At 66.0% G+C, this 24,806-nt stretch carries 22 protein-coding genes and 1 tRNA gene; 11 read left to right on the forward strand and 12 right to left on the reverse strand.

Going from position 1 to position 24,806, the window contains the following annotated elements; genetic code table 11:
• Positions 1-17: 17 nt before the first annotated feature.
• From HMP09_RS05935 to folE, 4 genes are all read right to left on the reverse strand, one after another.
• Positions 18-695 (reverse strand): type 1 glutamine amidotransferase domain-containing protein, encoded by a 678-nt coding sequence (locus HMP09_RS05935; protein ID WP_176501600.1) that lies wholly within the window; start codon positions 693-695, stop codon positions 18-20.
• 106 nt (positions 696-801) lie between these two features.
• Entirely contained in the window at positions 802-1,158 is a 357-nt protein-coding gene (locus tag HMP09_RS05940; RefSeq protein WP_176499605.1) for a dihydroneopterin aldolase, read from the reverse strand.
• Complete coding sequence (locus HMP09_RS05945) at positions 1,151-1,909, reverse strand: SDR family NAD(P)-dependent oxidoreductase (protein WP_176499606.1); 759 nt, start codon at positions 1,907-1,909, stop codon at positions 1,151-1,153. The genes HMP09_RS05940 and HMP09_RS05945 overlap by 8 nt, the downstream gene beginning before the upstream one ends.
• Positions 1,909-2,499, reverse strand: a complete 591-nt coding sequence (folE, locus tag HMP09_RS05950) for a GTP cyclohydrolase I FolE (RefSeq protein WP_176501601.1) — start codon at positions 2,497-2,499, stop codon at positions 1,909-1,911. The genes HMP09_RS05945 and folE overlap by 1 nt, the downstream gene beginning before the upstream one ends.
• Positions 2,500-2,749: 250 nt before the next feature.
• On the opposite strand from folE, the gene HMP09_RS05955 reads away from it, so the two are divergent.
• On the forward strand, positions 2,750-5,710 hold the full coding sequence (locus HMP09_RS05955) for a TonB-dependent receptor (protein WP_176499607.1): 2,961 nt from the start codon (positions 2,750-2,752) through the stop codon (positions 5,708-5,710).
• Between the two features lie 1,530 nt (positions 5,711-7,240).
• Here HMP09_RS05955 and fghA read toward each other — a convergent pair.
• The 3 genes from fghA to HMP09_RS05970 are packed head-to-tail and all read right to left on the reverse strand — an operon-like array spanning position 7,241 to position 9,573.
• Positions 7,241-8,074 (reverse strand): S-formylglutathione hydrolase, encoded by an 834-nt coding sequence (fghA, locus tag HMP09_RS05960; RefSeq protein WP_176499608.1) that lies wholly within the window; start codon positions 8,072-8,074, stop codon positions 7,241-7,243.
• Complete coding sequence (locus HMP09_RS05965; protein WP_176499609.1) at positions 8,074-8,457, reverse strand: VOC family protein; 384 nt, start codon at positions 8,455-8,457, stop codon at positions 8,074-8,076. The genes fghA and HMP09_RS05965 overlap by 1 nt, the downstream gene beginning before the upstream one ends.
• 9 nt (positions 8,458-8,466) lie before the next feature.
• On the reverse strand, positions 8,467-9,573 hold the full coding sequence (locus HMP09_RS05970) for an S-(hydroxymethyl)glutathione dehydrogenase/class III alcohol dehydrogenase (RefSeq protein WP_176499610.1): 1,107 nt from the start codon (positions 9,571-9,573) through the stop codon (positions 8,467-8,469).
• Positions 9,574-9,692: 119 nt separating this feature from the next.
• Here HMP09_RS05970 and HMP09_RS05975 point away from each other — a divergent pair, with 119 nt between their 5' ends.
• The 3 genes from HMP09_RS05975 to HMP09_RS05985 all read left to right on the forward strand — a co-directional run bounded on the left by HMP09_RS05975 (position 9,693) and on the right by HMP09_RS05985 (position 10,452).
• Positions 9,693-9,896, forward strand: coding sequence for a DUF2945 domain-containing protein (locus tag HMP09_RS05975; RefSeq protein ID WP_176499611.1), 204 nt, complete (start codon positions 9,693-9,695; stop codon positions 9,894-9,896).
• A 47-nt stretch (positions 9,897-9,943) separates the two neighbouring features.
• A complete protein-coding gene (locus HMP09_RS05980; RefSeq protein ID WP_133031946.1) occupies positions 9,944-10,204 on the forward strand; it encodes an SWIB/MDM2 domain-containing protein in 261 nt (86 codons plus the stop codon).
• A gap of 171 nt (positions 10,205-10,375) precedes the next feature.
• Positions 10,376-10,452: transfer RNA gene (locus HMP09_RS05985), tRNA-Arg, on the forward strand.
• 36 nt (positions 10,453-10,488) lie between these two features.
• Here the strand turns inward: HMP09_RS05985 and HMP09_RS05990 are convergent.
• Positions 10,489-11,154, reverse strand: a complete 666-nt coding sequence (locus tag HMP09_RS05990) for a UPF0149 family protein (RefSeq protein WP_176499612.1) — start codon at positions 11,152-11,154, stop codon at positions 10,489-10,491.
• 230 nt (positions 11,155-11,384) lie between these two features.
• Here HMP09_RS05990 and treF point away from each other — a divergent pair, with 230 nt between their 5' ends.
• The 3 genes from treF (at position 11,385) to HMP09_RS06005 (ending at position 15,634) form a co-directional block, all read left to right on the forward strand.
• Positions 11,385-12,926 carry an alpha,alpha-trehalase TreF gene (gene treF, locus HMP09_RS05995; RefSeq protein ID WP_176501602.1) on the forward strand — a complete coding sequence of 514 codons (1,542 nt, stop codon included), beginning with the start codon at positions 11,385-11,387 and terminating at the stop codon, positions 12,924-12,926.
• 72 nt (positions 12,927-12,998) lie between these two features.
• Complete coding sequence (locus HMP09_RS06000) at positions 12,999-13,883, forward strand: exonuclease domain-containing protein (protein ID WP_232090708.1); 885 nt, start codon at positions 12,999-13,001, stop codon at positions 13,881-13,883.
• 131 nt (positions 13,884-14,014) lie between these two features.
• The gene (locus tag HMP09_RS06005) at positions 14,015-15,634 is read left to right on the forward strand and encodes a carboxylesterase/lipase family protein (protein ID WP_197942458.1); all 1,620 of its coding nucleotides are present in this window, start codon (positions 14,015-14,017) and stop codon (positions 15,632-15,634) included.
• 15 nt (positions 15,635-15,649) lie between these two features.
• Here the strand turns inward: HMP09_RS06005 and HMP09_RS06010 are convergent, their stop codons facing one another.
• Complete coding sequence (locus HMP09_RS06010; RefSeq protein WP_176499613.1) at positions 15,650-16,762, reverse strand: lactonase family protein; 1,113 nt, start codon at positions 16,760-16,762, stop codon at positions 15,650-15,652.
• Positions 16,763-16,828: 66 nt separating this feature from the next.
• Entirely contained in the window at positions 16,829-19,906 is a 3,078-nt protein-coding gene (locus tag HMP09_RS06015) for a glycosyl hydrolase family 28-related protein (protein ID WP_176499614.1), read from the reverse strand.
• Between the two features lie 170 nt (positions 19,907-20,076).
• On the opposite strand from HMP09_RS06015, the gene HMP09_RS06020 reads away from it, so the two are divergent.
• From HMP09_RS06020 to HMP09_RS06035, 4 genes are all read left to right on the forward strand, one after another.
• The gene (locus HMP09_RS06020; protein WP_443026447.1) at positions 20,077-20,691 is read left to right on the forward strand and encodes a gluconokinase; all 615 of its coding nucleotides are present in this window, start codon (positions 20,077-20,079) and stop codon (positions 20,689-20,691) included.
• Between the two features lie 71 nt (positions 20,692-20,762).
• Positions 20,763-21,647 (forward strand): alpha/beta hydrolase, encoded by an 885-nt coding sequence (locus HMP09_RS06025; RefSeq protein ID WP_176499615.1) that lies wholly within the window; start codon positions 20,763-20,765, stop codon positions 21,645-21,647.
• Positions 21,647-22,744 carry a Gfo/Idh/MocA family protein gene (locus tag HMP09_RS06030; protein ID WP_176499616.1) on the forward strand — a complete coding sequence of 366 codons (1,098 nt, stop codon included), beginning with the start codon at positions 21,647-21,649 and terminating at the stop codon, positions 22,742-22,744. The genes HMP09_RS06025 and HMP09_RS06030 overlap by 1 nt, the downstream gene beginning before the upstream one ends.
• The gene (locus HMP09_RS06035; RefSeq protein WP_176499617.1) at positions 22,744-23,235 is read left to right on the forward strand and encodes a cupin domain-containing protein; all 492 of its coding nucleotides are present in this window, start codon (positions 22,744-22,746) and stop codon (positions 23,233-23,235) included. The genes HMP09_RS06030 and HMP09_RS06035 overlap by 1 nt, the downstream gene beginning before the upstream one ends.
• Here the strand turns inward: HMP09_RS06035 and HMP09_RS06040 are convergent.
• Positions 23,214-24,155, reverse strand: a complete 942-nt coding sequence (locus tag HMP09_RS06040; RefSeq protein WP_176499618.1) for a DUF979 domain-containing protein — start codon at positions 24,153-24,155, stop codon at positions 23,214-23,216. The genes HMP09_RS06035 and HMP09_RS06040 overlap by 22 nt on opposite strands.
• Entirely contained in the window at positions 24,152-24,805 is a 654-nt protein-coding gene (locus HMP09_RS06045) for a DUF969 domain-containing protein (RefSeq protein WP_176499619.1), read from the reverse strand. The genes HMP09_RS06040 and HMP09_RS06045 overlap by 4 nt, the downstream gene beginning before the upstream one ends.
• Between the last annotated feature and the right edge of the window lies 1 nt (position 24,806).

The following is a 24,806-nucleotide window of genomic DNA, read 5'->3' on the forward strand; positions in this document are numbered from 1 at the left end:
AGCCGGTGGCCGTTCTCTCAGGCGAGCTTAGCCAGCAGCGTCTTTGCCGCTTCTTCCGACGAAGCGGGGTTTTGCCCGGTGATCAGCAAGCCGTCCTCGACGACGTGCACGCCCCAGTCCGCCGTCTTCGAATAACGGCCACCCTGCTGCGCGAGCATGTCCTCGACGAGGAACGGCACGATATCGCTGAGCCCGACGGCCGCCTCTTCGGTATTGGTGAAGCCCGTGACCGTCTTCCCCTTCACCAGCGGCGAGCCATCGGCCGCCTTTACGTCGCGGAGCACGCCGGGCGCATGACAGACCAGCGCGACGGGCTTTCCCGCGCTGATGGTCGACTCGATCAGCGCGATCGATGCCTTGTCGTTGGCTAGGTCCCAGAGCGGGCCGTGTCCGCCTGGATAGAACACCGCGTCGAAGTCGGCGATCTGCATCTCGGAAAGTTTCCGCGTGTCGGCGAGTGCCGCGCTGGCCTCCGTATCCCCTTCGAACCGGCGCGTAGCATCGGTCTGCGCGTCGGGCTTCGCGCTGCTCGGATCGAGCGGTGGCTGGCCACCGGCGGGCGAGGCGAGCGTGATGGTCGCGCCGGCATCCTTGAACACGTAATAGGGCGCGGCAAGCTCCTCGAGCCAGAAGCCGGTCTTGCGGCCGGTATCGCCGAGATCGGCATGCGAGGTTAGGACGACGAGAATGTTCACCATAAGTCTCCGGATGGGGGGGGATATGGGGAGGGAACGAACCGGCTCCAGGATCGGCGCCGCTCACGGGAACCAAATGCGCCCGGCCGTGGGACTATCGCCCCGACTAGACGAGGCGTTGCCGCACGATCCGACACCCGATCGCGGCATCCGGATAGATATCGGTCTTCATCGTCTCGATCTCGACCCGTCTCACCCGTTCGTCACCCAGGCAAAGCGCGGCGATCGCCTCGCACAGCGTCTCTTGCAACGCGAACGGACGCTCCGCTGCCATCGCCAGGATCCCCGCGCGGACGAAATCATAATCGAGCACTTCCCCGATCGCGTCCTCGCCGAGCGGCCCGGGATACACCACGGTCATCTCGACCGAGACGACCACGCGCTGCGGCGCCACCTCATGCGGGTGAATCCCGAGCCGCATCATCACCTCGAGCCCGTCGAGGATCGTCGTGAACTCAGCCATGTCGCCCCTCGAACATAACGTCGCCATCGCGCGTCAAAAACCGCTGCCCGCAATCGACGAACAGATTTTGCCCCGTCACCCCCTGCGCGGTCAGCAACCACGCGACCGCGTCCGCGACCGCCTCCGCACCGACCGGTCGCTTGAGGAGATTGTCGCTCGCGACCGCCGCAAAATCCGCCTCGCTCTGGTCGCCACTCGGCAGCGTCAGTCCCGGCGACACCGCGTTGACCGCAATGCGTGGTCCCAGCGCCTGCGCGAGCATCGTCGTCGCCCCCTCAAGCGCGATCTTCCCGCAGCTGTACGAGAAGAAGTCCGGGTTCAAATTGGCCACCTTCTGGTCGAGCACATTGACCACCGCGCCCTTCGTCACATCGTCCTGCGAGGCGAGCGCAGAGGCCAGCAGCACCGGCGCCCCGCAATTGATCGCGCCCAGCTCGGCAAACAGCACCGGATCGACGCTCGGCGGACGATCGAACGCGAACCGCGAGGCGCAGTTTACCAGCCCGTCGATCGGTCCGCCGATCGCGCCCCGCGCTGCCGCGAATAGGTCGCCGATCGCCGCCAGGTCGCCCAGGTCGCCCGCGACCGCCGCGGCACGCCCGCCCTCGCCGACGATCTCGCCAACCAACGCGTCCGCCTCGTCCGGCGAGTGCCCCTGGTGCACGACCACCGCATGCCCGTCAGCCGCCAGCCGCCGGACGATCGCCGCGCCCAGCCGCTTCGCCCCCCCCGTGACCAGCACGGTCCGCATCAAGCGCCGCGCCCCATCAGCGACAACACTTCCTTGCGGCTGCGCTCGTCGTCGCGGAACACGCCCATCATCCGGCTCGTAACCATCGTCACGCCGGGCGTCCGCACGCCGCGCGCCGTCATGCAGGCATGGCTCGCCTCGATCACCACCGCGACGCCTTGTGGCTTGAGGTTTTCCCAGATGCAGTCCGCCACCTCCGCGGTCAGCCGCTCCTGCACCTGCAACCGCCGAGCGAAGCCGTGCAGCACGCGCGCAAGCTTCGAAATCCCGACGACATGGTCGCGCGGCAGGTACGCGATGTGCGCCTTGCCGATGATCGGCGCCATGTGATGCTCGCAATGCGACTGGAACGGGATGTCCTTGAGCAGCACGATCTCGTCATAGCCGCCGACTTCCTCGAACACGCGGTCGAGATGCTGGGCCGGATCATCGCCATAGCCCGCGCAATATTCCTTCCACGCACGTGCAACACGACGCGGCGTGTCGAGCAGCCCCTCGCGGGTGGGATCGTCCCCCGCCCAACGGATCAGCGTACGGATCGCGGACGCTACGTCTTCGGGCACAATCACCTTGCCGTCGGGACCCAGCATATCCTTGCCGACCGGCTGCCCCTCGGACCCATCCAGTTCATCCCGCATCGCAACACCCTTTATCAGCATACCCAAACATCAGAACATGGGTCCTTATTTGCAACTGTTTCATTTCAGCAACGCGGCGTAAATCCCCGTAATCGGGACTTCAAAAGCGTTGACGGTTGATTTTTTTGGTCGTTACTTCGCCATACCTGAAAAACGAAATCGTGAATCGGCATAGACCGGCACGATCGGGGAGAGGACTGACATGGCAAAGTTCGAATTGCTCGCCGCATCGGCGATGATACTCCTGTCGATTGCGCCGGCAATGGCACAGACTGCCACCACGACATCGGCTGAAAACACCGCCCCGACCAACGGGCCCGGCCGGGAAGCCCCTTCGACGCAGACGACGCAAGCCGACACGCCCGCCAGCGCCTATGCGTCGCAGGATATCGTGATTACCGCGCAACGCCAATCGCAGCGTTTGCAGGATGTTCCGATTGCTGTGAGCGCTTTCACCGCTGACAACCTCGCCAAACAGCAGATCGTCAACCCGAGCGCGCTCCAGCAGTCGCTGCCCAACATCACCTTCACCAAGACCAACTTCACCACGTCGAGCTTCACGATCCGGGGGATCGGCGATCTGTGCACCGGCGCGACCTGCGACACCGCGACCGCGATCCACGTCAACGACATGCCGCTGGTGACGACGCGCCTGTTCGAGAGCGAGTTCTTCGATCTCGAGCGGATCGAAGTGCTGCGTGGGCCGCAGGGCACATTGTTCGGCCGCAACGCGACATCGGGCGTGGTCAACTTCATCTCGGCCAAGCCCGACCTCACCGGGATCCATTCGGCCGCCGAGTTCGAATACGGCAATTACGATTCGAAGCGCGTAAAGGCGATGTTCAACCTGCCCTTCACCGACACGCTGGGCATCCGAGTCGCGGGCACCTATCTCAACCGCGACGGCTATACCAAGAACCTGTATGACGGCCGCGACATCGATGGCCGCGATCTTTATTCGGTCCGCGGCACGCTGTCCTGGGAGCCGACCAGCGCCACCCGGATCGACCTGATCGGGTCGTATTTCCGCGAGAAGGACGATCGCTCGCGGTTGCAGAAACAGCTGTGCCACCGCGACCCGACCGGGATCCTCGGCTGCCTGCCCGACCGGCTTGCGAACGAAACCGCGAACGGCAATTCGACGCTCGCCGCCGTGCTCAGCTCGAGCGAGTTCTTCGCGGTCAACAACCCCGCGCTCGCGCGCTTCGGCCTCCAGAGCCTGTACGGCCAGGATACCTATACCGGCGTCGTCAATCCCGCCGACGTGCGTACCGTATCGCTGGACTACAGCCCGACCTATTTCGCCGAAGAAGAACAATATACCGCCAAGATCTTCCATGATTTCGGCCCGGTCAGCCTGAACTTCACCGGCGGCTATACGCGCAACGTCGTCGACAGCGGCACCGACTATAATCTCGCGGTAGAGAACCCGCTGACCAACAATGTCGGGCTCGCCACGCTCAACGCGCTCGCGCGCACCGGATCGCCGTTCGCCTTCCTCAGCGGGGTGCGGCAGACGTTGATCCCCAACGGTCCGGCAGGCGGCGCGTGCCAGTCCACGGCCGATCCGAACAATGTCGGCATCTATGGCGGCAACTCGATCGGCTGTTACCCGCAAAGCCTCGACTTCGATCGCTCGCGGCAGAAGAACCGCCAGTATTCGGCCGAGGCGCATCTCGACAGCAGCTTCGACGGGATGTTCAACTTCCTGCTCGGCGGCATCTATGTCGACAGCAAATCGACCAACACCGATTATTTCGTCAACGCGTTCGGGCTCGATTACGCCTCGGGCATCCTCGGCTCGGCGAACGCGGCGGGGCTCGGGCTGCCCGCGGGCAACGGCTATTTCCTGTCGACGCCGTTCTATCGCAACAGCGATACCGAGTTCCGCCTGAAATCCTACGGGATCTTCGGCGAGACCTATTTCAAGTTCACCGACAAGCTGAAGCTGACCGTCGGCTTGCGCTACAATCACGACAAGAAGACCGACGAGGCGCGCAACCTCGCGCTCAACGTGCTGACGCCGATCGGCGCCACGGGCATCGAACAGGGTCTGAACTACGGCACGGTCGATTTCGACCCGAACCTGCCGGGGCGCCAGGAGTTCGCCAATGCGCAGGTCAGCTTCTCGCGGCTTACCGGGCGCGCGGTGCTCGACTACCGGATCACCGAGAACAATCTGCTCTACGCCTCCTATTCGCGCGGCTATAAATCGGGCGGGATCAACCCGCCGCTCCTGCCGATGTTCAACGTCAGCAGCACGTTCCTGCCCGAGCAGGTCAACGCGTACGAGATCGGCTCGAAGAACACATTTGGCGGCGGCCAGTTCAGGCTCAATCTGACGGGCTTCTATTACCAGTACAAGAATCTGCAGCTGAGCCGGATCGTCGCGCGCACCTCGGTCAACGACAACGTCAACGCCGATATCTACGGCGTCGAGGCCGAGGCGATCATGAGCCCGATCCCGGCGTTCGTGGTCAACATGAATGCGAGCTATTTGCATTCGAAGGTGTCGAGCGACAAGTTCCTGGTCAACCCGCGCGACGTGTCGGGCGGGCGTGCGGACGCGGTGATCATCAAGGACATCACCAACGCATCGAACTGCGTCGTCGTGCCCAACGTGGCGGGCAACGCGGCGCTGTCGAACGGCTACGTCGCGGCGGTCAATAGCGCAGTCGGGCTACGCGCGCCGACCGCGATCCCGACGGTAGGGGCGACCGGCGCGTTCGGCATCTGCTCGGCGCTGGGCGCGAACGCGGCGGCGAGCGGCGTGTCGGTGCTCGACGGCGTGACCACCAACATCCGCGGCAACCGCCTGCCCCAGGCGCCGACCTATAAATGGTCGGTCGGCGCGCAGTACACGATCGACTTCGCCAACGGCATCAGCCTCGTTCCGCGTGCCGACCTCAACTATACCGGCGGGTTCGCGGCGAGCATCTTCAACACCGCGATCGACCGCATTCCGGGCTATGCCGTGGTCAACATGCAGGTCCAGCTCAACGCCCGCGAAGACCGCTTCTACGTCCGCGGCTTCGTGCAGAACCTCGCCAACAACAATGCGATCACCGGGCAATATGTCACGGATCAGTCTGCCGGCCTGTTCACTAACATCTTCACGATCGAACCACGGCGCTACGGCGTAGCGGCCGGCTTCAAGTTCTAAGCCTCACACTCTGCGGGCTGCGGCCCTGACAATCCTCCCCCGCCAGGGGGAGGTGGCGCGAAGCGACGGAGGGGGAGGACACGCAACGGGGGTTTCCCTACCCGCTCCCTCCGTCTGGCAAGAGCCAGCCACCTCCCCCTGCCGGGGGAGGGTCTCACGCTGCCGCAATCATTCCCAAAAGCAACCAAGCGCCATCTGCGTCCTCCTCGAGGTAAAGGCTAGCACGTCCCCTCAGTCCGTCCGTCATCCTGACGAAAGTCAGGATTCAGGGTTACACACGCTACACTGCTTGGCTCTGGATCCTGACTTTCGTCAGGATGACGAAGCGGGCGGGCGCAACCGTCCAGACCGCCAACGCCCCCCCCCGGGGGAGGTGGCGCGAAGCGACGGAGGGGGAGGACACGCAACGCAGGTTTCCCTCCCCTCCCCCGCCGTCTGGCAAGAGCCAGCCACCTCCTCCTGACGGCAGAGGATCTCACGCCGCCGCAATCATTCCCAAAAGCAACCAAGCGCCATCTGCGCCCTCCTCGAGGGAAAGGCTCGCGCATCCCCTCAGTCCGTCATCCTGACGAAAGTCAGGATCCAGGGTTTACACACGCTACGCTGCTTGGCTCTGGATCCTGACTTTCGTCAGGATGACGAAGCGGTCGAGCGCAACCGTCCAAGCCGCCAACAATCCTCCCCCGCCAGGGGGAGGTGGCGCGAAGCGACGGAGGGGGAGGACACGCAACACAGGTTTCCCTACCCTCCCCCTCCGTCTGGCAAGAGCCAGCCACCTCCTCCTGGCGGGGGAGGATCTCACGCCGCCGCAATCATTCCCAAAAGCAACCAAGCGCCATCTGCGCCCTCCTCGAGGGAAAGGCTCGCGCATCCCCTCAGTCCGTCATCCTGACGAAAGTCAGGATCCAGGGTTACACACGCTACGCTGCTTGGCTCTGGATCCTGACTTTCGTCAGGATGACGAAGCGGTCGACCGCAACCGTCCAGACCGCCAACGATCCTCCCCCGCCAGGGGTAGGTAGCGCGAAGCGACGGAGGGGGAGGACACGCAACGGGGGTTTCCCTACCCTCCCCCTCCGCCTGGCAAGAGCCAGCCACCTCCTCCTGACGGGAGAGGATTTCACGCCCCTCCCGTCATCCTGACGAAAGTCAGGATCCAGGGTTACACACGCTACACTGCTTGGCTCTGGATCCTGACTTTCGTCAGGATGACGAAGCGGTCGAGCGCAACCGTCCAAACCGCCAACGATCCTCCCCCGCCAGGGGGAGGTAGCGCGAAGCGACGGAGGGGGAGGACACGCAACACAGGTTTTCCTACCCTCCCCCTCCGTCTGGCAAGAGCCGGCCACCTCCTCCTGACGGGAGAGGATTTTCACGCCCCCCCCGTCATCCTGACGAACGTCAGAATTCAGGGTTACGCAGGCTGCGCTGCTTGGCTCTGGATCCTGACTTTCGTCAGGATGACGGAGTGGGAGGGGGCAACCGGAAAACGGGCCACGGCTCCCTCCAGCCCCTCAACGAGACCCGACGCTACCCCAACCGCTCGGCATGCCAGGCGACATGATCACCCATGAACGTCGAGATGAAGTTGTAGCTGTGATCATACCCCGGCTGCATCCGCAGCGTCAGCCCGATGCCCGCTGCCGCGCACGCCTCCGCCAGCAACGCCGGCTTCAGCTGCTCGGCAAGGAAGCCATCCGCATCGCCCTGGTCGACCAGGATCTCCCCCACCCGCGCGCCATCCGCGATCAACGCGCACGCATCGTACGCCCGCCAAGCCATCCGATCCGGCCCAAGATACCCGCCAAGCGCCTTCTCGCCCCAGGCGCACTGCAACGGCGCCACGATCGGCGCGAACGCCGAGACACTCCTGAACCGATCCGGATTGCGCAGCGCGGTCGTCAGCGCGCCGTGCCCGCCCATCGAATGCCCCATGATCCCCTGCCGGCCCATATCCGCCATCGGAAACTCCGCCGCGATCAGCGCGGGCAGTTCGTCCTCGACATAGGACCGCATCCGGAAATTGGCCGCCCAGGGCTCCTGCGTCGCATCGACGTAGAAGCCCGCGCCCTTGCCAAAGTCGTACGCCTCGTCATCGGGCACGTCGTCGCCGCGCGGCGAGGTATCGGGCGCGATCAGGATCACGCCGAGCTCGGCGCAGGCGCGGCGATACTCGCCCTTGTCCATGACGTTGGCATGCGTGCAGGTCAGCCCCGACAGGAACCACAGCACCGGCAACCGCGCGCCGCCGTCATGCGGCGGCACGTAGACCGCGAAGGTCATGTCGGTGCCGGTCGCGGTCGAGGCGTGGCGGTACACGCCCTGGACGCCGCCATAGGCCTTGCTGGTGGAGACGGTCTCCATCACGCGACCCGGTGCAGCGCGCAGATCTTGTTGCCCGACGGATCGCGCAGATACGCCAGATACAGCTTCCGCCCGCCGGTCGCCTCGCGCACGCCGGGGGGATCCTCGCAGGCGGTGCCACCATGCGCGAGGCCGGCCGCGTGCCACGCATCCGCCGCGTCGGTCGAGGCCGCCGCGAACCCCATCGTGCTGCCATTCCCGTGGCTGGCGGGGTGACCATCGATCGGCTTGGTCAGCAGGAATCGGCCCCCGTCATGCGCGTAGATCACCCGCCCCCAGTCATCGACGACGCCATCGGGCACGCCGAGTGCGCCCAGCGCCGCGTCGTAGAACGCCTTCGATGCCGCGATATCGTCGGCGCCGAGCATGATGTGCGTGAACATGGCCGCTCCTCAGTAGATCACGACGGAGCGGATGCTCTCGCCGGCGTGCATCAGGTCGAAACCCTTGTTGATCTCGTCGAGCGTCAGGCGGTGCGTGATCATCGGGTCGATCTCGATCATGCCGTTCATGTACCAGTCGACGATCTTGGGCGTATCGGTCCGCCCCCGCGCGCCGCCGAATGCGGTGCCGCGCCAGTTGCGCCCGGTGACGAGCTGGAACGGCCGCGTCGAGATTTCCTTGCCCGCCTCGGCCACGCCGATCACGATCGACGTGCCCCAGCCGCGATGGCAGCATTCAAGCGCCTGCCGCATCACCGTCGTGTTGCCGGTCGCATCGAACGTATAGTCCGCGCCGCCGTCGGTCAGCGCGATGATATGCGGCACGATGTCGCCCACATCCTTGGGGTTGGCGAAATGCGTCATGCCGAAGCGCCGGCCCCACTCCTCGCGGTCGGGGTTGATGTCGACGCCGACGATCATGCCCGCGCCTGCGAGCTTGGCGCCCTGGATCACGTTCAGCCCGATCCCGCCGAGCCCGAACACGACGACGGTATCGCCCGGCTGGACCTTGGCCGTGTGCACGACCGCGCCGACCCCCGTCGTCACGCCGCAGCCGATATAGCAGCTGGTATCGAACGGCGCGTCCTCACGGATCTTGGCGACCGCGATCTCGGGCAACACGGTGAAGTTCGAGAAGGTCGAGCAGCCCATGTAATGGAAGATCGGTTGGCCCTTGTAGCTGAACCGCGTCGTGCCGTCGGGCATCAGCCCCTTCCCTTGCGTCGCGCGGATCGCGGTGCACAAATTGGTCTTGCCGCTGAGGCACGACTTACACTGGCGACATTCGGGGGTGTAGAGCGGGATCACGTGATCGCCGACCGCGACGCTGGTCACGCCCGCCCCGATCTCGCGCACGATGCCGGCGCCTTCATGGCCCAGCACGCTCGGAAACAACCCTTCCGAATCAAGCCCGTCGAGCGTGTAGGCGTCGGTGTGGCAGATGCCCGTCGCCATGATTTCGACGAGAACTTCGCCGGATTTCGGTCCCTCGAGGTCGAGTTCGACGATCTCGAGCGGTTTTTTTGCCTCGAACGCAACGGCGGCGCGGGTCTTCATCGGTCGGTCTCCTTGATTGCCGCCCTGATGCCTCGCGCCTCGCCCCTCCGCAACCCGCCGCCGATGCAACCAATCGCGCATTCCCGCGGTTGATCGTTGCAAATCAAGGAGATGGCGCGATGAAGGATCCGAAGAAGGGCGACGAGGTGACCTGGAAATCGCACGGCGGCGAAGCGCACGGCACCGTCGAAAAGAAACAGACCAGCGACACAACGATCAAGAGCCACACCGTCAGGGCCTCCAAGGAAGACCCGCAATACATTGTAAAGAGTGACAAGGGCGGCAAGGCAGCGCACAAGGCGGACGCGCTCACCAAGGCGTGACCACGCGCGCAGTGCCCAACGCACGCACGCAACAGGAAGGAATGCTTATGGCTACAGCTCCCAAGACCGGCGGCATCCACGCCCCCGTCCAGCCCTCTCCCGAGCTCGGCGAGATCGTCGGCAACGACCGTCTGCCGCGCAGCGAAGTGATCAGCAAGGTGTGGGTCTATATCAAGGCCAACAACCTCCAGAACCCTGAGAACAAGCGCGAGATCCTCGCGGACGAGAAGCTGAAGAAGGTTTTCGGGCGTGACAAGTGCACGATGTTCGAGATGAACAAGTACATCTCGCAGCACGTCAAGGCCTAACAGCCAGCACTGCACGGCAAGCGGCGGCGGGGATTCAAGCGATACCCGCCGCCCTTGATCGAACTCAGTCGGTGGTTCGATTACCGCCATTGCCGCAACGCTATGGCGTACGGCCGGACACTAGCCCCGAGCTTGATCGTCCCACCCAACCGGCGTAATGCCCCAGCCGATGCCCCCGTAGCTCAGCCGGATAGAGCGACGGTTTCCTAAACCGTAGGCCGCGTGTTCAAATCTCGCCGGGGGCACCAGCTTTTCCTTCGCAGGCGATTGCCGGTTTCCGCGCCTTATCCGCAGCACCGTTTGGATTTCCTGCCCGAGCCGCATGGACACGCGTCGTTCCTGCCGACCTTCGTCGACGGAGCGGGTGTCGGCGTCCCGGCTGATGCCTCCATATTTCGCGCATGAGCAGCATGGAGTTGCAGAACGGCGGCGACGATCCGCGCAGGTGCGTCTGCGTCGACCGCGTTGATCTCGACACTGTCGAGCGTGGTTTCGTTGGCGACAATCGCGATCAGCGACAGGATTTGCGCCACGGCACCCGCAGTCTCGGGATCGGTATCGTCACCCATCGCGGTCCAGCTGTCCGGCCTGAGCGCCACCGCTTCGGCGAAACCGTCGATCCAGGCCTCCCAGAGCACGTCGCCATTGCGGTCGTCGATATCGAAGATCGGCTGGGGCTTGCCACGGGTCAGGTCGCGGACGATCTCGGCATAGCGCGCCATCACCGCATCGACGAACCACCGGACGTCGGCGGGATCGTCGAACGGCGGATTGTCGCTGTCGTCAGAGCCCCAGATGCACTGGAGCCACTCGCCCTGCGGGATCGTATCGGGGCTGACCGCCAAGCCGGTCAGGAAGCCGTCGAGTTCGGTCAGCAGCATCGGCTCTTCGAGCGGCAGATCGGCGAGCGCGCCGTCGAGACGTCGGAAACGGGAGGGAAGGTTTTTCATCGGTTTGGGTCGGCTGCCTTGGAAAGATCCGTTGCGTCATAGCCTGGAGGTGACGTGCGCTGCCAGCAACGAGTGGTGCCACGCCTCCCCGCACCGGACGAGAGCGGAGTCGCGTGCCGCTTGCCTCGTCCGGCGGATCCGCTCATGGCGGCGGGATCGCCGACCAGACCGGGAATCCGCACGTGATCAGAGCCCTTTGCCGTTTTGCCGCGCTGGCATCGATCGCAACGATGGCGCCTGCCCAGACCACCCCGTCCTCGTCCGTACGATCGCCCGCCGACCTTTACGGACCGCTGTTCGACGCCGTGCAGCACGGCCATGTGTTCGCCGACGGGAAGACGTTCGTGGATGCCGTACCCAAGCGGGCGACGGAGGCGATCATGGCGGAATATGCGCGGGCGAAGCCCCGCGATGCCGCGGCGCTGAAGGCGTTCGTGCTCGCCAATTTCGTCGTGCCCGGCGAGAATGATCGCGGCGCGGGCGATCTCAGGACGCATGTGCGCACGCTCTGGCCGCAGCTCGTGCGCCAACCGGCGGAACCGGTCGCGGGCAGCTCCGCGCTGCCCTTGCCGGCACCCTATGTGGTCCCCGGCGGGCGCTTCCGCGAAATCTATTACTGGGACAGCTATTTCACGATGCTCGGGCTGAAGGTCGATGGCCAGCAGCCGCTCGTGGAGTCGATGCTGGAAGATTTCACCAGCCTGATCGAGCGATACGGCCATATCCCGAACGGGACCCGGACCTATTATCTCAGCCGCTCGCAGCCGCCTTATTATGCGCTGATGCTCGATCTCTCGACCAACACAGACCCCGCGGTGACGAAGCGCAGGCTGGCTGCGCTGCGGGCCGAACATGGCTTCTGGATGAAGGGCACGACGTGCCTCGCGAGGCGAACCGCCTGCCTGCGCGTGGTGCGGATGCCCGATGGCAGCGTGCTGAACCGCTATTACGACGACCGCGATACGCCGCGGGACGAATCCTATGCCGAGGACGTCGAGACCGCGGCCAAGGCGGCGCCCCGGCCCGCAGCGGACACGCAACGCAACCTGCGTGCGGGTGCGGAAAGCGGATGGGATTTCAGCTCGCGCTGGCTCCGCGATCCGCGGTCGCTGGCGACGATCCACACCACCGACATCGTACCCGTCGATCTCAACAGCCTGTTATGGGCGATGGAGCGCCGAATCGCCGAACGCTGTCGTACGGCGCACGACAGCGCTTGCGCGACCGCGTTCACGACGCTGGCGACCAAGCGGAAGACCGCGATCGACCGCTATCTCTGGCAGGCCGATACCGCACGCTACGCCGACTGGGACCTGTCCACGCGCACGCCGACCGCGAGCGTCAACGCCGCGATGGTGCACCCGCTGTTCGTCGGCCTTGCGTCACCCGCCCAGGCAAAGGCCGTCGCGGCGACGGTGCGCACCTCGCTGGTGGCGGAGGGTGGATTGCGGACGACCACGCTGAACACCGGGCAGCAATGGGACGAACCCAATGGCTGGGCGCCGCTGCAATGGGTGGCGATCGCCGGACTGGAGGCGAACGGCGAACCGCTGCTCGCCAGGGATATCGCCAAGCGCTGGCTGGGCACGGTCGGTGCGGCCTATGCCGAGACCGGCAAGATGCTCGAAAAGTATAATATCGAGCAACGTACGCCGGGCGGCGGCGGCGAATATCCGGTGCAGGACGGCTTCGGCTGGACGAACGGCGTCACCAGCGCGATCCTCGATCGCTACCCCGACCTTGCACGCCAGGCCCCGCGTCCGGCGCAGTAGGGGCCCCGCCACACGCGATCGTTCCGACGGCGATGGTTGCTTACGGCACCCGGCGCCACATATGGACCTGCAATGCTCGACCCCACGCCCGCCAGCCTACCCGACGACGCCGCCATGCTGTCACCCGATTTCGTCGTCATCGACGTCGAGACGGCATGCTCGCGCGTCAGCAGCATCTGCCAGGTCGGGATCGTTGGGTTTTGCGACGGCCGCGAGATCTTCGAATATGAGACGCTGGTCGATCCCCGCGACGAGTTCAACATCTTCAACACGCGCATTCACGGGATCACGGAGCATCACGTCACGGGTAAACCGTGCTTTGCCGACATTCACGGCATCGTCGACGGCCATTTGTCGGGCCGGACGACGGTGGCGCATTCCTATTTCGACAAGGGCGCACTCGCCGCCGCCTGCCGTATCCATGACCGCCCCCCGATCGAGACGGTCTGGCTCGACAGCGTCCGCGTCGCGCAGCGCGCATGGCCCGATCTGACGAGCCACCGACTGGGCGGCCTCGCGCAATATCTCGGGATCGCGCACAAGCATCACGACGCGTTGAGCGATGCGCGCGCCGCCGGCTGGGTGATCGTCAAGGCGATCGACCATACCGGCATCGCGCTCGACGAATGGCTCATGCCACCGCGCAAACCCGGCCCTGCCCCACGCCCCGCTGCTGCCGGACCGCTCAGCGGCGAACGTATCGCGCTCCTCGGTGAGCCGCGTGACGGGCGGCTTGCAAGTGCGATCGCCGCGCTTGGCGGACGTATCGTCTCCGCGGTCGGCAACACCACGACGATGCTCGTCATCACCGGGCGCGCGCCGTTCAGCTATTCGGTGCGCAACAGCGGTGCGTATCGCCGTGCCGAGCAGTATCGGCGGCTCGGCGGGACGATCCGCGTGGTTTCCGAGGTCGAACTCGACCTGCCGGCTCTCGCGGCCGGCTCTGCCGCCGCCTGACCAGGCACAGTATCTCCTCGAATAGCTGAGCACCGACGCGTTTCCGGCCGCATGCCGCCGAACCGCGCGCGCCGCCTTGGCAAATCCCGGACAAGGTGCGACCATCGTCGCAGGCGACAGCGGAGGACGATATGCGGTTGGCGACTTGGGGAATGACGGTCGGTCTGCTCGCCGCACCGGCAACGGCGCAGCGCGTGCAAGTCGCGAGCGGCGCACTTGAAGGCACGCATGTTGCGACCGTCGCGACGCCGGTCGATGCGTATCTCGGCATCCCCTATGCGGCGGCACCGATCGGCGCGTTGCGGTGGCAGCCACCGCGACCGGCTGCGCAATGGACCGGCGTGCGTAAAGCCGACCGGTTCGGCGCGCGCTGTATGCAACAGCCTCTGTTCGCCGACATGAAGTTCCGCTCGCCGGGGATCAGCGAGGATTGTCTGACGCTGAACGTCTGGGCGCCGGCCGGTGCGAAACCGGGCGCGCGGCTGCCCGTGCTGTTCTACATCCACGGTGGCGGCGCGATCGCAGGCGACGGGTCGGAACTGCGCTATGACGGTGCGGCGATGGCGCAGAAGGGCATCGTCGTCGTGACGATCAACTATCGGCTCGGCGCGTTCGGATTCCTCGCGACCAGCACGCTGGCCGCGGAGTCACCGACGCATTCCGCCGGAAATTACGGCCTGCTCGATCAGGCTGCGGCGCTCGCCTGGGTCCGCCGCAACGCCACCGCCTTCGGAGGCGATCCGGCGCGGATCACGATCGGCGGCGAGAGTGCGGGATCGATGTCGGTCAGCGTGCTGATGACCTCACCGCTCACCCGCACGCACTTCGGAGGGGCGATCGGCGAGAGCGGTGGCGTCCTGCCGCCGACCTTCCGTCCAAAGCCGCTCGCGCAGGCGACGAAGGACGGCGACGCGTTCGCGACCACGGCTGCGGCGGGCGCCGGGGCTGCGGCGAGTGCCGGGGTTGGGGCTGGCGCGGAGCCGCCGTCGCTCGCCGCGCTGCGCGCGATGCCGGCCGAGGCTTTGCTCGCGGCACAGGGTGCGCAGCGATTCCGCGCGGACTTCATCGTCGACGGACAGTTCCTGACCGAGCCGCCGATCGATACCTACACGGCCGGGCGCGCGGCGCGCGTGCCGTTGCTGGTTGGCGCGAACTCGCAGGAGGGCAGCTGGACGAGCATTCTTGCCGGGCAACCTCCGACGGTGGCGAACTATCGCGCGGGCGTCGCCAAGCTCTTTGCCGATGCGGATGCACTACTCGCACTGTACCCGGCGACGACGGACGCCGACGTGCCGGTCGCAGCGACGGCGCTGGCGAGCGACGCGTTTCTCGGCGCGTCGACATGGCAGTGGTTCGACCTCCAGCGTCGGACGCGTCAACCGACCTATTATTATCATTTCGCGCATCCCCGCCCGGCCGCGCTGCCGCCGCTCACCAACCCCGATGTTCCACCGATCGGGGCAGTGCACAGCGCCGAGATCGAGTATGCGCTGGGCAACCTCGACACGAACCCGGCCTATGCCTGGACGCCGGAAGACCGCCAAATTTCGGCGGTGTTCCAGGGGTATTTCACCGCCTTCGTCAAGACCGGCAATCCGAACGCAGCGGGCTTGCCGGCGTGGTCGCCTGCCCCGTCCGCGGGGGGTGTCATTCCGCGCCAGGTCGTCGACGTCCGGACGCGCTCTGAACCGTTCGTCGAACAGGCCCGCTACGTGGCGGCGACGCCGCTGCTCGAACGCCGGGTGCCCTGAACGCGCGGACGCAGGCTAGATCTGGCCGACGAACACCGCGCCCGGCACCGTCACAGTCTGTCCGGTGGCGGTCAGTCGGCCATCGCGTTCGATCCGGAATATCGCCAAATTGCCGGACCGTTCGTTGCCGACCATGACGCGGCGCTGTGCTTCGAGAACCAGCAGGAAGCGCGGCCAGTTGCCGCCGCTGGGGATATGCTGGAGCAGGCTCGGCACGCCCGACGCATCGAGTGCGAAGACGGCGACGCTGTCATGCCCGCGGTTCGAGACGTAGAGCCGTCGTCCCGTTTGGTCGATCGCGATATGCGCGGCCTGCGACGCGCCCTCGTATCCGCACGGCAGCGTCGAGATCGTGTGGCGGGTCGTAAAGCTGCCGTCCGGGCGCGCGTCGAGCAGGATGACCGCGTTGGACAGTTCGCACACCACATAGGCAAGCGGGCGGCGTGGATGGTGGACGAGGTGGCGCGGCCCTGCGCCCGGCGGCGCACGCCACGCAGCGACCGGCTCGGCCAGCGTTCGCGCCTGCGGATCGAAGCGATAGGCGAAGATCGTGTCGGTCCCCAGATCGACTGAATGTAGCCATCGGCGATCGGGGCTGAAGCCGACCCAGTGCGCATGCGGCCCCTCTTGCCGGGCTTTGTCGGGGCCGTGGCCTGTGTGGCGGAAGATGACGGGTTCGCCTGGCGTACCGGTACGCGCGTCCAGACGGTGGAACGCGACGCTGCCGCTCGAATAATTGGCGACCGCGAGACACGCGCTGGCGCGGTCGATCGTGACGTAACACGGGTCGGCGCCGGCCGTGGCGGCGGTGCCGCGGTGCGACCAGTCGGGCGCATAGGCCGCAATCTCGCCCGCGGCCTTCTCGCGGACGAAATAATACGCGCCGCCCGGACCGCCACCCACTCCGAACGAGGCGTCATCGATGCCGGATACGGGCGTGCCGACCTGCCAGGTGTCGCGACCAGGGTCGAACGCGATCGGGTACACCCCTTTGCCGCCCTCACGCGCGTAGGTGCCGGCGATCAGCCGAACCATTCGACTGGCACCGCCCGCTGCCATCGCCGGGAAGGCGATCGTGGCCGTCATCGCGGTCAGGGCCGACCGTCGTGTTATGGTCCAGTCGGTCATGCCCGTTCCTTCGCTGCTATCGGCGGTGTCATGCGTCAGCGGCTCGGCCGAGGCAACGAACCCCGCTCAGGTTTCGACCGCGTAGAGCGCGTGGTGCGTCAGGATGAACAGGGTGCGTCCGGTCGTGCCGCCGAAGATCAGTTGCAGCGGGCGCGCGGGAACGTCGATCCGTGCCGTCTCGCGGCCGTCGGCGTCGTGCACGAACACCTGGCCGTTGGCGATATAGACGCGGCCGTCCGGTCCGACCGCGACGCTTTCGCCGCCGCGGTTGGCGAACGGCTTCAGGTCGGTGACGCTGCCGCCTGCGCCGACCACCCCGCTATAGGTCTTGGCTTCGGAGCCGTTGCTCACGAACACGCGCTCACCGATTTTGGTCTTCACGAAGCCATAGGTGTCGAGGGCGTCCGAAAAGCGCCAGCCGAGATGGTTGGGTGGCCCCTGCTGGACGGTGCGATAGGCGGGCAGCACCAGCGACCCGTCGGGCGAGACATACTCGCGGGGCTTCGGCACGGCCATGTCGCGCACGAACATCTCGCCCAGCGTCGTGAACCGGTACGTCGCCGAATCGATCTGGTCATTGAACTCGCCATTGACCCAGAAATTCCCCGGCACCACCACCCCAGAATCGCGGTGCGCGGCGACCGGCGTGGAAGCGATCACGGCGATGCTGTCGGGGTCGCCCGGCTTGATGCTGTAGACCGTCCCCGCCGCGCCATCGGACGATAGCACCATGAGGGTACCCGAGCGATCGACCGCGAGATTGACCGGCGCGACGGGCGCGTCCGCAGCGACAGACAGCCCATCGCCCGCCGTCCAGCCGTAGATACGATGCGTATCGTGCTCGACGAAGTAGAGCTTGCCCTTAGCGTCTACCGCAGCGCCTGCAATCGAGTAGAACCCGTCTTCCAGCTTGCGAACGACCGGACCGGTAGCGGTGGCGGTGGCGATCGGCGTAGCGCGGCGCTTCACGTCCAGCACCGCAAACTCGCGCTCGCGGACCTCCTGCCCGCTGGTCATGTCCTGGACCGCGTTCTCGTACGGGAATTTGCTCGCGCGGAGATCGGTGCCGCAGCCGTCCGCATCGCAAAACGCCAGCCCGCTCTCGCCGTTCACGTGCACGTTGCGAAAGCGGATATCGTCCGAATTGTAGATCCGTACCGCCGAGGGCGCAGGCTGGAGCGACCGCGTGACGCGGTAGGCGTGATAGTTGGCGAACAGGATGTTGCTCGAATTGCGGACCTCGAGCGACACCGCGTTGCGGCTTTCTCCCGCCTCTTCCTCGGTCTGCGGCGCGAGGAACTCCCAGTTCTTCACGCCGTCCAGAACGATCTCGGCGCGCGCGTGATGCTCCGCGGACATCTCATACACATGGCCCGGCGTGCTGGTGTTCGAGACGTGGAGGCCGGCGGCAGCGAAGGTGTTGGGGGTCCACAGGTTGCTGAACGTGCCGCCGCCGCCATCGGTGACCGAGAGGCTCGCATATTGCCCGTCCCAAAGCTTGCGCGGATCGGCGTCGCCGGTGTGGTTTGCGTTGTACGGGTCGATCCGGCTGCCGTCGGCGCGACTTGTGCCATGGCCGCCGTGGAAGCGGACGTCGTCGACCAGCGAGTCCGCGCCGGCCTTCCATAGCAACGCGGTCGCGCGCGGATTGATGCCGCCGGTCGTCAGGCCGATGCCGGAGACGATCGCGGCGCCACCCTTGGCGCTTTCGATAAGGCCTTTGACAGGACCCATGCCGCGAAAGGCGGGCGTGTCGTCGGCAAGCACGATCTGGGTCATGTCCGGATGCAGGCCTATTAGCACCGTGTCGGGCCGCAGCGTCAGCGTGTCGGAAACGCGGTAGAAGCCGGTCGGGAAATAGACCACGCGGTGCGCGTCGATCGCGCGCTGGATCGCGACGGTATCGTCGGTCGCGTCGTCACCCTTCGCACCCGTGCTCCGGACGTCGAACCATTGCGCGACGGGCGGCAACGACCGGATCGCAGGCGATATACGCTTGGGCATCGCGGATATCGGCGCGGCGTCGACGCGCGTCTCGTACTTTCCGGTCGCACCGAGACCCGGCAGCGTCAGGCCGTAGGTAAACGCCTTGACCCGGTATCTCGCCCCCTGACCGGCCACGGTCTTCCCGCTGTCGCGGAACCGCGCGAAGATCGGCACGGCGTTGGCCACGGCGTTCTGGAAACCGATCTGCGTGTAGACGTTGTCCTCGTTGCTGATGACGATAGCGGCATCCGAGACGTTCTCGAACCGGACATCGCGGCCCCATAGCCAGTCGCCATAACCGCGGTCGATCTCGATCCCGACGGGCACGTTGCGAATGCTGGTGTTGAGGAGCGTCAGCCCGGCCTCATGCTCGCGGATCGCGGCGTCGCGCTGGCCTTCGAAGGACGAATCCAGCAACGTATATTGCCATGCGGGCGAGGTCTTCTCGCTGAGGATGCCGTACCGCCCGCCGAAGAAGCGCAGATCCTGCCCGACATTGCCGACCTGATAGACGCCCGCCAGCCCCGAACCGATATGGAAGTCGACATGGCTGAGATACGCGTGCTGCGCCAAGTGGAACCGGACCGCAGTGGCAGCTGGGTTACCGTCGCCGATCTCGAAATCGACGTTGCTGAGTGCCGAATAGAACGTCCCAGAATTGGCATCGGCGATGGTGGTGTCGAACGGTACGCTGGTCCGCGGCGGCACCGGGACCTTTGGCGGTGCGCTGCGACTGTCGGCACGCGAGCCGGTGAAGAACAGCATGTTCGCCACCCCGGCCTGGAAACCGGGGGTCGCGTCGCCCAGCGTTATGGTGGGTCGCGTCTTGCCGATCCCGAACACGCGCACGCCAGGCCAGACGAAGATCGTCCGCGAGATGCGGTAGCGGCCGGCTGGCAGGAAGACGATGCCCTCGCCGCCGTTCGCGCTTGCCGCGCGATCGATCGCGGCCTGGATCGCAGCGGTATCGTCGGCGCGACCGTCCCCGCGCCCTCGTACCGTTACCGCACGCGGATCCGCCGGCGCGATGACGAACGCGGACTGGGACGAAGACTGGGACGAAGATTGCGACGAAGACTGGGAGGGCGAGGCCGAACGCGGTGCTGCCAGTGCCGGGGCGGTCGTCCCGAGAAGAGCGATCGCTAGTGTCAGTTTCACAGGCTCACCCGAGATTGGTGTGGAACGCGCCGGACGACGTCCGCCCGTCTCCACCGCAGGTAATCCCCGACACGACCTTCGGCGATCACGACCAAGGTCGTAGTAGGCGATCCCGCGTGCACGGACGATAGACGGTGACGAACCGACCGCGCCCAGCTTATGGAGAGCCCGTGCCTCCTTCCCCCGAACCCACCCGAAATCCGTCCAACGACGCGCCGCGCGTTGCCGTCCCGCCCTATGCGGTCATCGTGATGGGCGTTAGTGGCAGCGGGAAGTCGACGCTGGGGGCCGCGCTTGCGCGACACCTTCACTGCGATTTCCTCGAAGGCGATTCCTTCCATAGCGCCGAGAGCGTCGCGAAGATGCGGTCGGGCCAGCCGCTCGACGATCAGGATCGCTGGCCCTGGCTCGACCGGATCGCGGCAGGGTTGGGCGATGCGGCCCGGACGGATGGCGCCGCCGTTGCCGCATGTTCGGCGTTAAAACGCGCCTATCGCGATCGCCTGGCGGAGGCGGTCGGCATGCCGTTGCTGTTCGTGTTCCTCGATACGAAGGACAGCGGAGAACTCGCGAGACGGCTGGTCCACCGCACGGACCATTACATGCCAGCCACCCTGCTCGCGAGCCAGCTCGAGACCTTGGAAGAACTCGGTCCCGACGAGCGCGCCATAACGCTCGATGCGGAGGATGCACCCGATCGGCTCGCCGCCGAAGCGCGTGCGTGGATCGGACACGAGATGGCCGACGCTGCCGATGCACCGGAACACGCACGACGAAGGTCGTAATAGCCAATCCGGCGGACATGGCCGACACTCGCGGCCAGTAAGCGCACCGGTGTGCGGTTCGAGGATCGTTGATGTCACGACGCGGTGCTTTCGCCCTGATGCTGGTCGCAGCGCCCGCCGCCGCGCAACAGGCGCCGATAGTCATGCTCTGGCCCAACGGCGCGCCTGGGTCCGAAGCCCGCCGGACCGAAGCCGAGACGGTGAAGGACAGCTATGTCAGCAACGTCCACGCCCCATCGCTGACGATCTACCGCCCCGCCCCGAGCCATGCCAACGGTGCCGCAGTGATCGTGGCGCCCGGTGGCGGTCACCGCATGCTGGTATGGATCAACGAGGGCGAGGTGCCGGCAAAGACGCTCAACCGCTACGGCATCACGACGTTCGTGCTGAAATATCGCCTCGCGCGTGATCCCGGCTCGCCTTACGAAATCGAGCGCGACGCGGCAGCCGATCTGCGCCGCGCGATCCGGTGGGTCCGTTCGCACGCGAGCGACTATGCGATCGATCCTGCCCGGATCGGCGTGATGGGCTTTTCGGCAGGCGGCGAACTCGTGTCTCTGGTCACGGACAACCCACCGCCGACCCAGCCGCCGGCGGATGCGATCGACCGCGTGAGCGCACGTCCGGACTTCCAGATCCTGGTCTATCCGGGGCCGCTCGGGACGCCGGCCAGGGCTCCCGCAGGGGCACCGCCCGCGTTTCTTGTTGCAGGGTCGCTCGACCAGTGCTGCGCGACATCGGCGATGACGCTCTATTCGCAACTTCGCAGCGCGGGCGTTTCGGCCGAGCTGCACCTCTACGCCGATACCGATCACGCGTTCAATCTCGGCACGCGATCGGAGCGCATCTCGATCCAACATTGGCCCGATCGGCTCGCGGACTGGCTCGCCGATGGGGGCTGGCTCATCCCGCGTGGATCGAGGAAGATCCCCCCAGTCGCTCGAAAGGAACCCTGATGGAATTTGGCAGGCGTGATCTCCTGGTCGCCGCGGCGACGCTGGCCGCCACGTCGAGCGGCGTGGCCTGCGCGGCGCCCGATCGAAAGCTTGGCTATGCGGTCGTCGGTCTCGGCTATTACGGGTTGCAGACGATCCTGCCCCAGTTCGCCAATTGCGCGCATTCGCGCGTGACCGCGCTGGTCAGCGGCGACCGGACCAAGGCGCTAGCGACCGCAGCCAAATACGGCGTGCCCGAGCGTTCGATCTATACCTACGCCGATTTCGACCGCATCCGCGACAATCCCGACGTCGACATCGTCTATGTCTGCCTGCCCAATTCGATGCATGCCGAATACACCATCCGCGCCGCCAAGGCCGGCAAGCACGTGATGTGCGAGAAGCCGATGGCGATCTCGGTCGCCGAATGCGAGGCGATGATCCGCGCGTGCAAGACTGCGGGCAAGAAGCTGATGATCGGCTATCGCTGCCATTTCGAGCCATTCAACCTGGAGGCGATGCGGCTGGCCAAATCCGGTGCGGCGGGCAAGATCCGCTACGTCCGTTCGGAACACGGTTTCGTCCAGGGGGATCCGAACAAATGGCGGCTGAAGCGCGCGCTGTCGGGCGGCGGCTCGCTGATGGACATGGGCATCTACAGCCTGCAGGCCGCGCGCTACATGACCGGCGAGGAGCCGATCGCGGTCACCGCACGCGAATCCACCGACCGTCGCGATCCGCGCTTCCGCGAGGTCGAGGACATGATCGAATGGACGCTCGAATTCCCGTCGGGGGCAATCGCCGGCTGCCAGTCGATGTACAGCGCCAACCAAAACCATATCCTGCTGATGGGCGACAAGGGACGCATCGAGCTGGAGCCGGCGACGCGCTATGACGGTAACCATATGTGGACCGGCCGCGACGGTCGCGAGACCGCGATCACCAGCCCCCCGCCCGGCCCCGGCAAGACGCAGTTCGCGGGGCAGCTCGATCATCTGGCGGAGTGCATCCTCGATGGACGCGAACCGATCGTCTCCGGTGAAGAGGGACTGCGCGACATGCGGATCGTCGAGGCGATCTACCGGTCCGTGCGCGAAGGTCGGACGGTGAAGCTGTGATGCGGCCGTTGCTTGCCTTGGCCGTTGCGCTCGTTGCCGCCTCCGCCCTACCAGCGCAGACCGCGAACGACCCCACGAGCTTTGCTGCATCGGCGGAGATCGGCCCGCGGATCGTTGCGCTCGAAAAGACGATGAAGCCGGGGCAAGGGTTCGCCTACGCGCCGCTGGTTCAGGCCGACGGGACGAGCGCCGCGCTCGAATATTGGAAGGCACCGGGCAAGCCTGCGGTGCATCCGGACGAGGCCGAATACGCGACCGTGATGGCGGGTTCGGGGACGCTCGTGTCGGGCGGTACGCTGGTCGCGCCCAAGCTGCGCTTTCCAGGGCTGGTCGAAGGCGACCAGATCGAGGGTGGGACGACGCGGAAGCTCGCGGTCGGCGACGTCTTCCTGATCCCCGCGGGGGTGCCGCACTGGTTCGGCATCGATGGCAAGCTGGTCCTGCTTGGGACCAAGATCAGGACGTCAGGTCAGCGGAAGCCCAACCAGTAGAGCAAGCCGATGTTGACGGCGAGAAGAGGCAGCGCGGTCGGTATCTGCGCGCGAATGACGGCGTTCTTGTTCTTCAGCTCGAGCAAGGCGGCGGGGACGAGGTTGAAGTTCGCCGCCATCGGCGTCATCAGCGTGCCGCAGAACCCGCTGAGCATCCCGATCGCCGCCACGACCGCCGGGTCGCCGCCATAATGGCGCACGAGCAGCGGGATACCGATCGCCGCGGCCATCACCGGGAACGCGGCGAATGCGTTGCCCATGACCATCGTGAACAGCGCCATGCCGAGCGTATAGGCAAGGACCGCGCCGATCAGGCTGCCCTCCGGGATCGCATGGCCGGCGAGGCTGCCGACGACGTCGCCGACGCCGGCGAGCGCGAAGACGGCGCCAAGGCTGGCGAGCATCTGCGGAAGGACGGCGGCCCAGCCGATCGCGTCCATCAGCCGAACACCCTCCGCGAGCGGCGTGGCGATGCGAGGGCGAAACCAGACCTGCAGGACGAGCAGCGCGATCAGGACGCCGCAGGTCAGCGCGACGAGCGTTGCCTGTTTCGGGTCGACGAGGCTCGGAACCGCGCGGAAGAGCGCTGTACCGCCCAGTGCCGCGGCGGGGATGATCAGCGCGGGCAGGAATATCCGGTTACCGAACCGGGCGGCTTCGTCGCGTCGTTCGTCGGGCGTGGTAGTGGCGCGTCCCCCGCGGCCCACCGCACCCGAGCCGGCGATCGCGACGAGAATGAGGACCAGGACGCCATTGCCGACGTCGCCGATGCTGTTCCCGAACGCGAAACTCATCGCCAGCACCGCGTAGAAGGCCGCATTGCCGAAGCGTTTCGGGTTGGCACGATCGGTAGCACTCAGGATCGCGAACGCGGCGAACATGATGCTTGCGACGGCGTAGATGAAGCCCGTGCCGATCACCGCGCCCGCGCCAGCCGGCGATCAAGCAACCAGAGGCGGAAGCCGTGGATCAGCAACGCGGCGATCGCGGTGGGTATCGCCCATATCGAGAGGTGAAGCGGCTGGATGACGATGCCGTAGCCCTCCAGCACGCCCTTCATCAGCAGGATCGAACCGATCGCGATGAAGATGTCTTCGCCGAAGAAAAGTCCGATATTATCGGTTGCCGCAGCCATGGCCGGGATGCGGTCGCCTCCAGGCGCGATGCCTTGCGCTTCGGCAGCGGCCTCTGCCATCGGCGCGACCAGCGGGCGGACTGTCTGCGCCGGACCGGCGATCGAGGTCAGGCCGAGCGCTGCGGTAAGCTGGCGAAACAGCAGATAGCCGATCAGCAGCCGCCCCACCGTTGCGCCCCGGAGCTTGCCTATCGCGAGCCTTGCGCGTTCCTGAAGCCCGTGGCGTTCCAGCATCCCGATCACCGGCAGCACGATGTAGATCACCGTCACGTAACGGTTCTCGTTAAACGCTTTCCCGAACGCAGCGAGGATCGCGAGCGGTGTGATCCCCGCGGCCAGGCCGGTGACGAGCGCGGACACCGCGACGACAAGCAGCGGATTGAACCGGAGCAGGAACCCCGCGACGATCACCGCGATGCCGCACAAGACCAGCATT

It is taken from the genome of Sphingomonas sp. HMP9 (genome assembly GCF_013374115.1).
Lineage (GTDB): Bacteria > Pseudomonadota > Alphaproteobacteria > Sphingomonadales > Sphingomonadaceae > Sphingomonas.

Bases quoted from the DNA above. Each gene is read 5' to 3' on its own strand.
- HMP09_RS05940 (WP_176499605.1), bottom strand. From the start codon at position 1,158: ATGGCTGAGTTCACGACGATCCTCGACGGGCTCGAGGTGATGATGCGG.
- HMP09_RS05945 (WP_176499606.1), bottom strand. From the start codon at position 1,909: ATGCGGACCGTGCTGGTCACGGGGGGGGCGAAGCGGCTGGGCGCGGCG.
- folE (WP_176501601.1), bottom strand. From the start codon at position 2,499: ATGCTGGGTCCCGACGGCAAGGTGATTGTGCCCGAAGACGTAGCGTCC.
- HMP09_RS05955 (WP_176499607.1), top strand. From the start codon at position 2,750: ATGGCAAAGTTCGAATTGCTCGCCGCATCGGCGATGATACTCCTGTCG.
- fghA (WP_176499608.1), bottom strand. From the start codon at position 8,074: ATGGAGACCGTCTCCACCAGCAAGGCCTATGGCGGCGTCCAGGGCGTG.
- HMP09_RS05965 (WP_176499609.1), bottom strand. From the start codon at position 8,457: ATGTTCACGCACATCATGCTCGGCGCCGACGATATCGCGGCATCGAAG.
- HMP09_RS05970 (WP_176499610.1), bottom strand. From the start codon at position 9,573: ATGAAGACCCGCGCCGCCGTTGCGTTCGAGGCAAAAAAACCGCTCGAG.
- HMP09_RS05975 (WP_176499611.1), top strand. From the start codon at position 9,693: ATGAAGGATCCGAAGAAGGGCGACGAGGTGACCTGGAAATCGCACGGC.
- HMP09_RS05980 (WP_133031946.1), top strand. From the start codon at position 9,944: ATGGCTACAGCTCCCAAGACCGGCGGCATCCACGCCCCCGTCCAGCCC.
- HMP09_RS05990 (WP_176499612.1), bottom strand. From the start codon at position 11,154: ATGAAAAACCTTCCCTCCCGTTTCCGACGTCTCGACGGCGCGCTCGCC.
- treF (WP_176501602.1), top strand. From the start codon at position 11,385: ATGGCGCCTGCCCAGACCACCCCGTCCTCGTCCGTACGATCGCCCGCC.
- HMP09_RS06000 (WP_232090708.1), top strand. From the start codon at position 12,999: ATGCTCGACCCCACGCCCGCCAGCCTACCCGACGACGCCGCCATGCTG.
- HMP09_RS06005 (WP_197942458.1), top strand. From the start codon at position 14,015: ATGCGGTTGGCGACTTGGGGAATGACGGTCGGTCTGCTCGCCGCACCG.
- HMP09_RS06010 (WP_176499613.1), bottom strand. From the start codon at position 16,762: ATGACCGACTGGACCATAACACGACGGTCGGCCCTGACCGCGATGACG.
- HMP09_RS06025 (WP_176499615.1), top strand. From the start codon at position 20,763: ATGTCACGACGCGGTGCTTTCGCCCTGATGCTGGTCGCAGCGCCCGCC.
- HMP09_RS06030 (WP_176499616.1), top strand. From the start codon at position 21,647: ATGGAATTTGGCAGGCGTGATCTCCTGGTCGCCGCGGCGACGCTGGCC.
- HMP09_RS06035 (WP_176499617.1), top strand. From the start codon at position 22,744: ATGCGGCCGTTGCTTGCCTTGGCCGTTGCGCTCGTTGCCGCCTCCGCC.
- HMP09_RS06045 (WP_176499619.1), bottom strand. From the start codon at position 24,805: ATGCTGGTCTTGTGCGGCATCGCGGTGATCGTCGCGGGGTTCCTGCTC.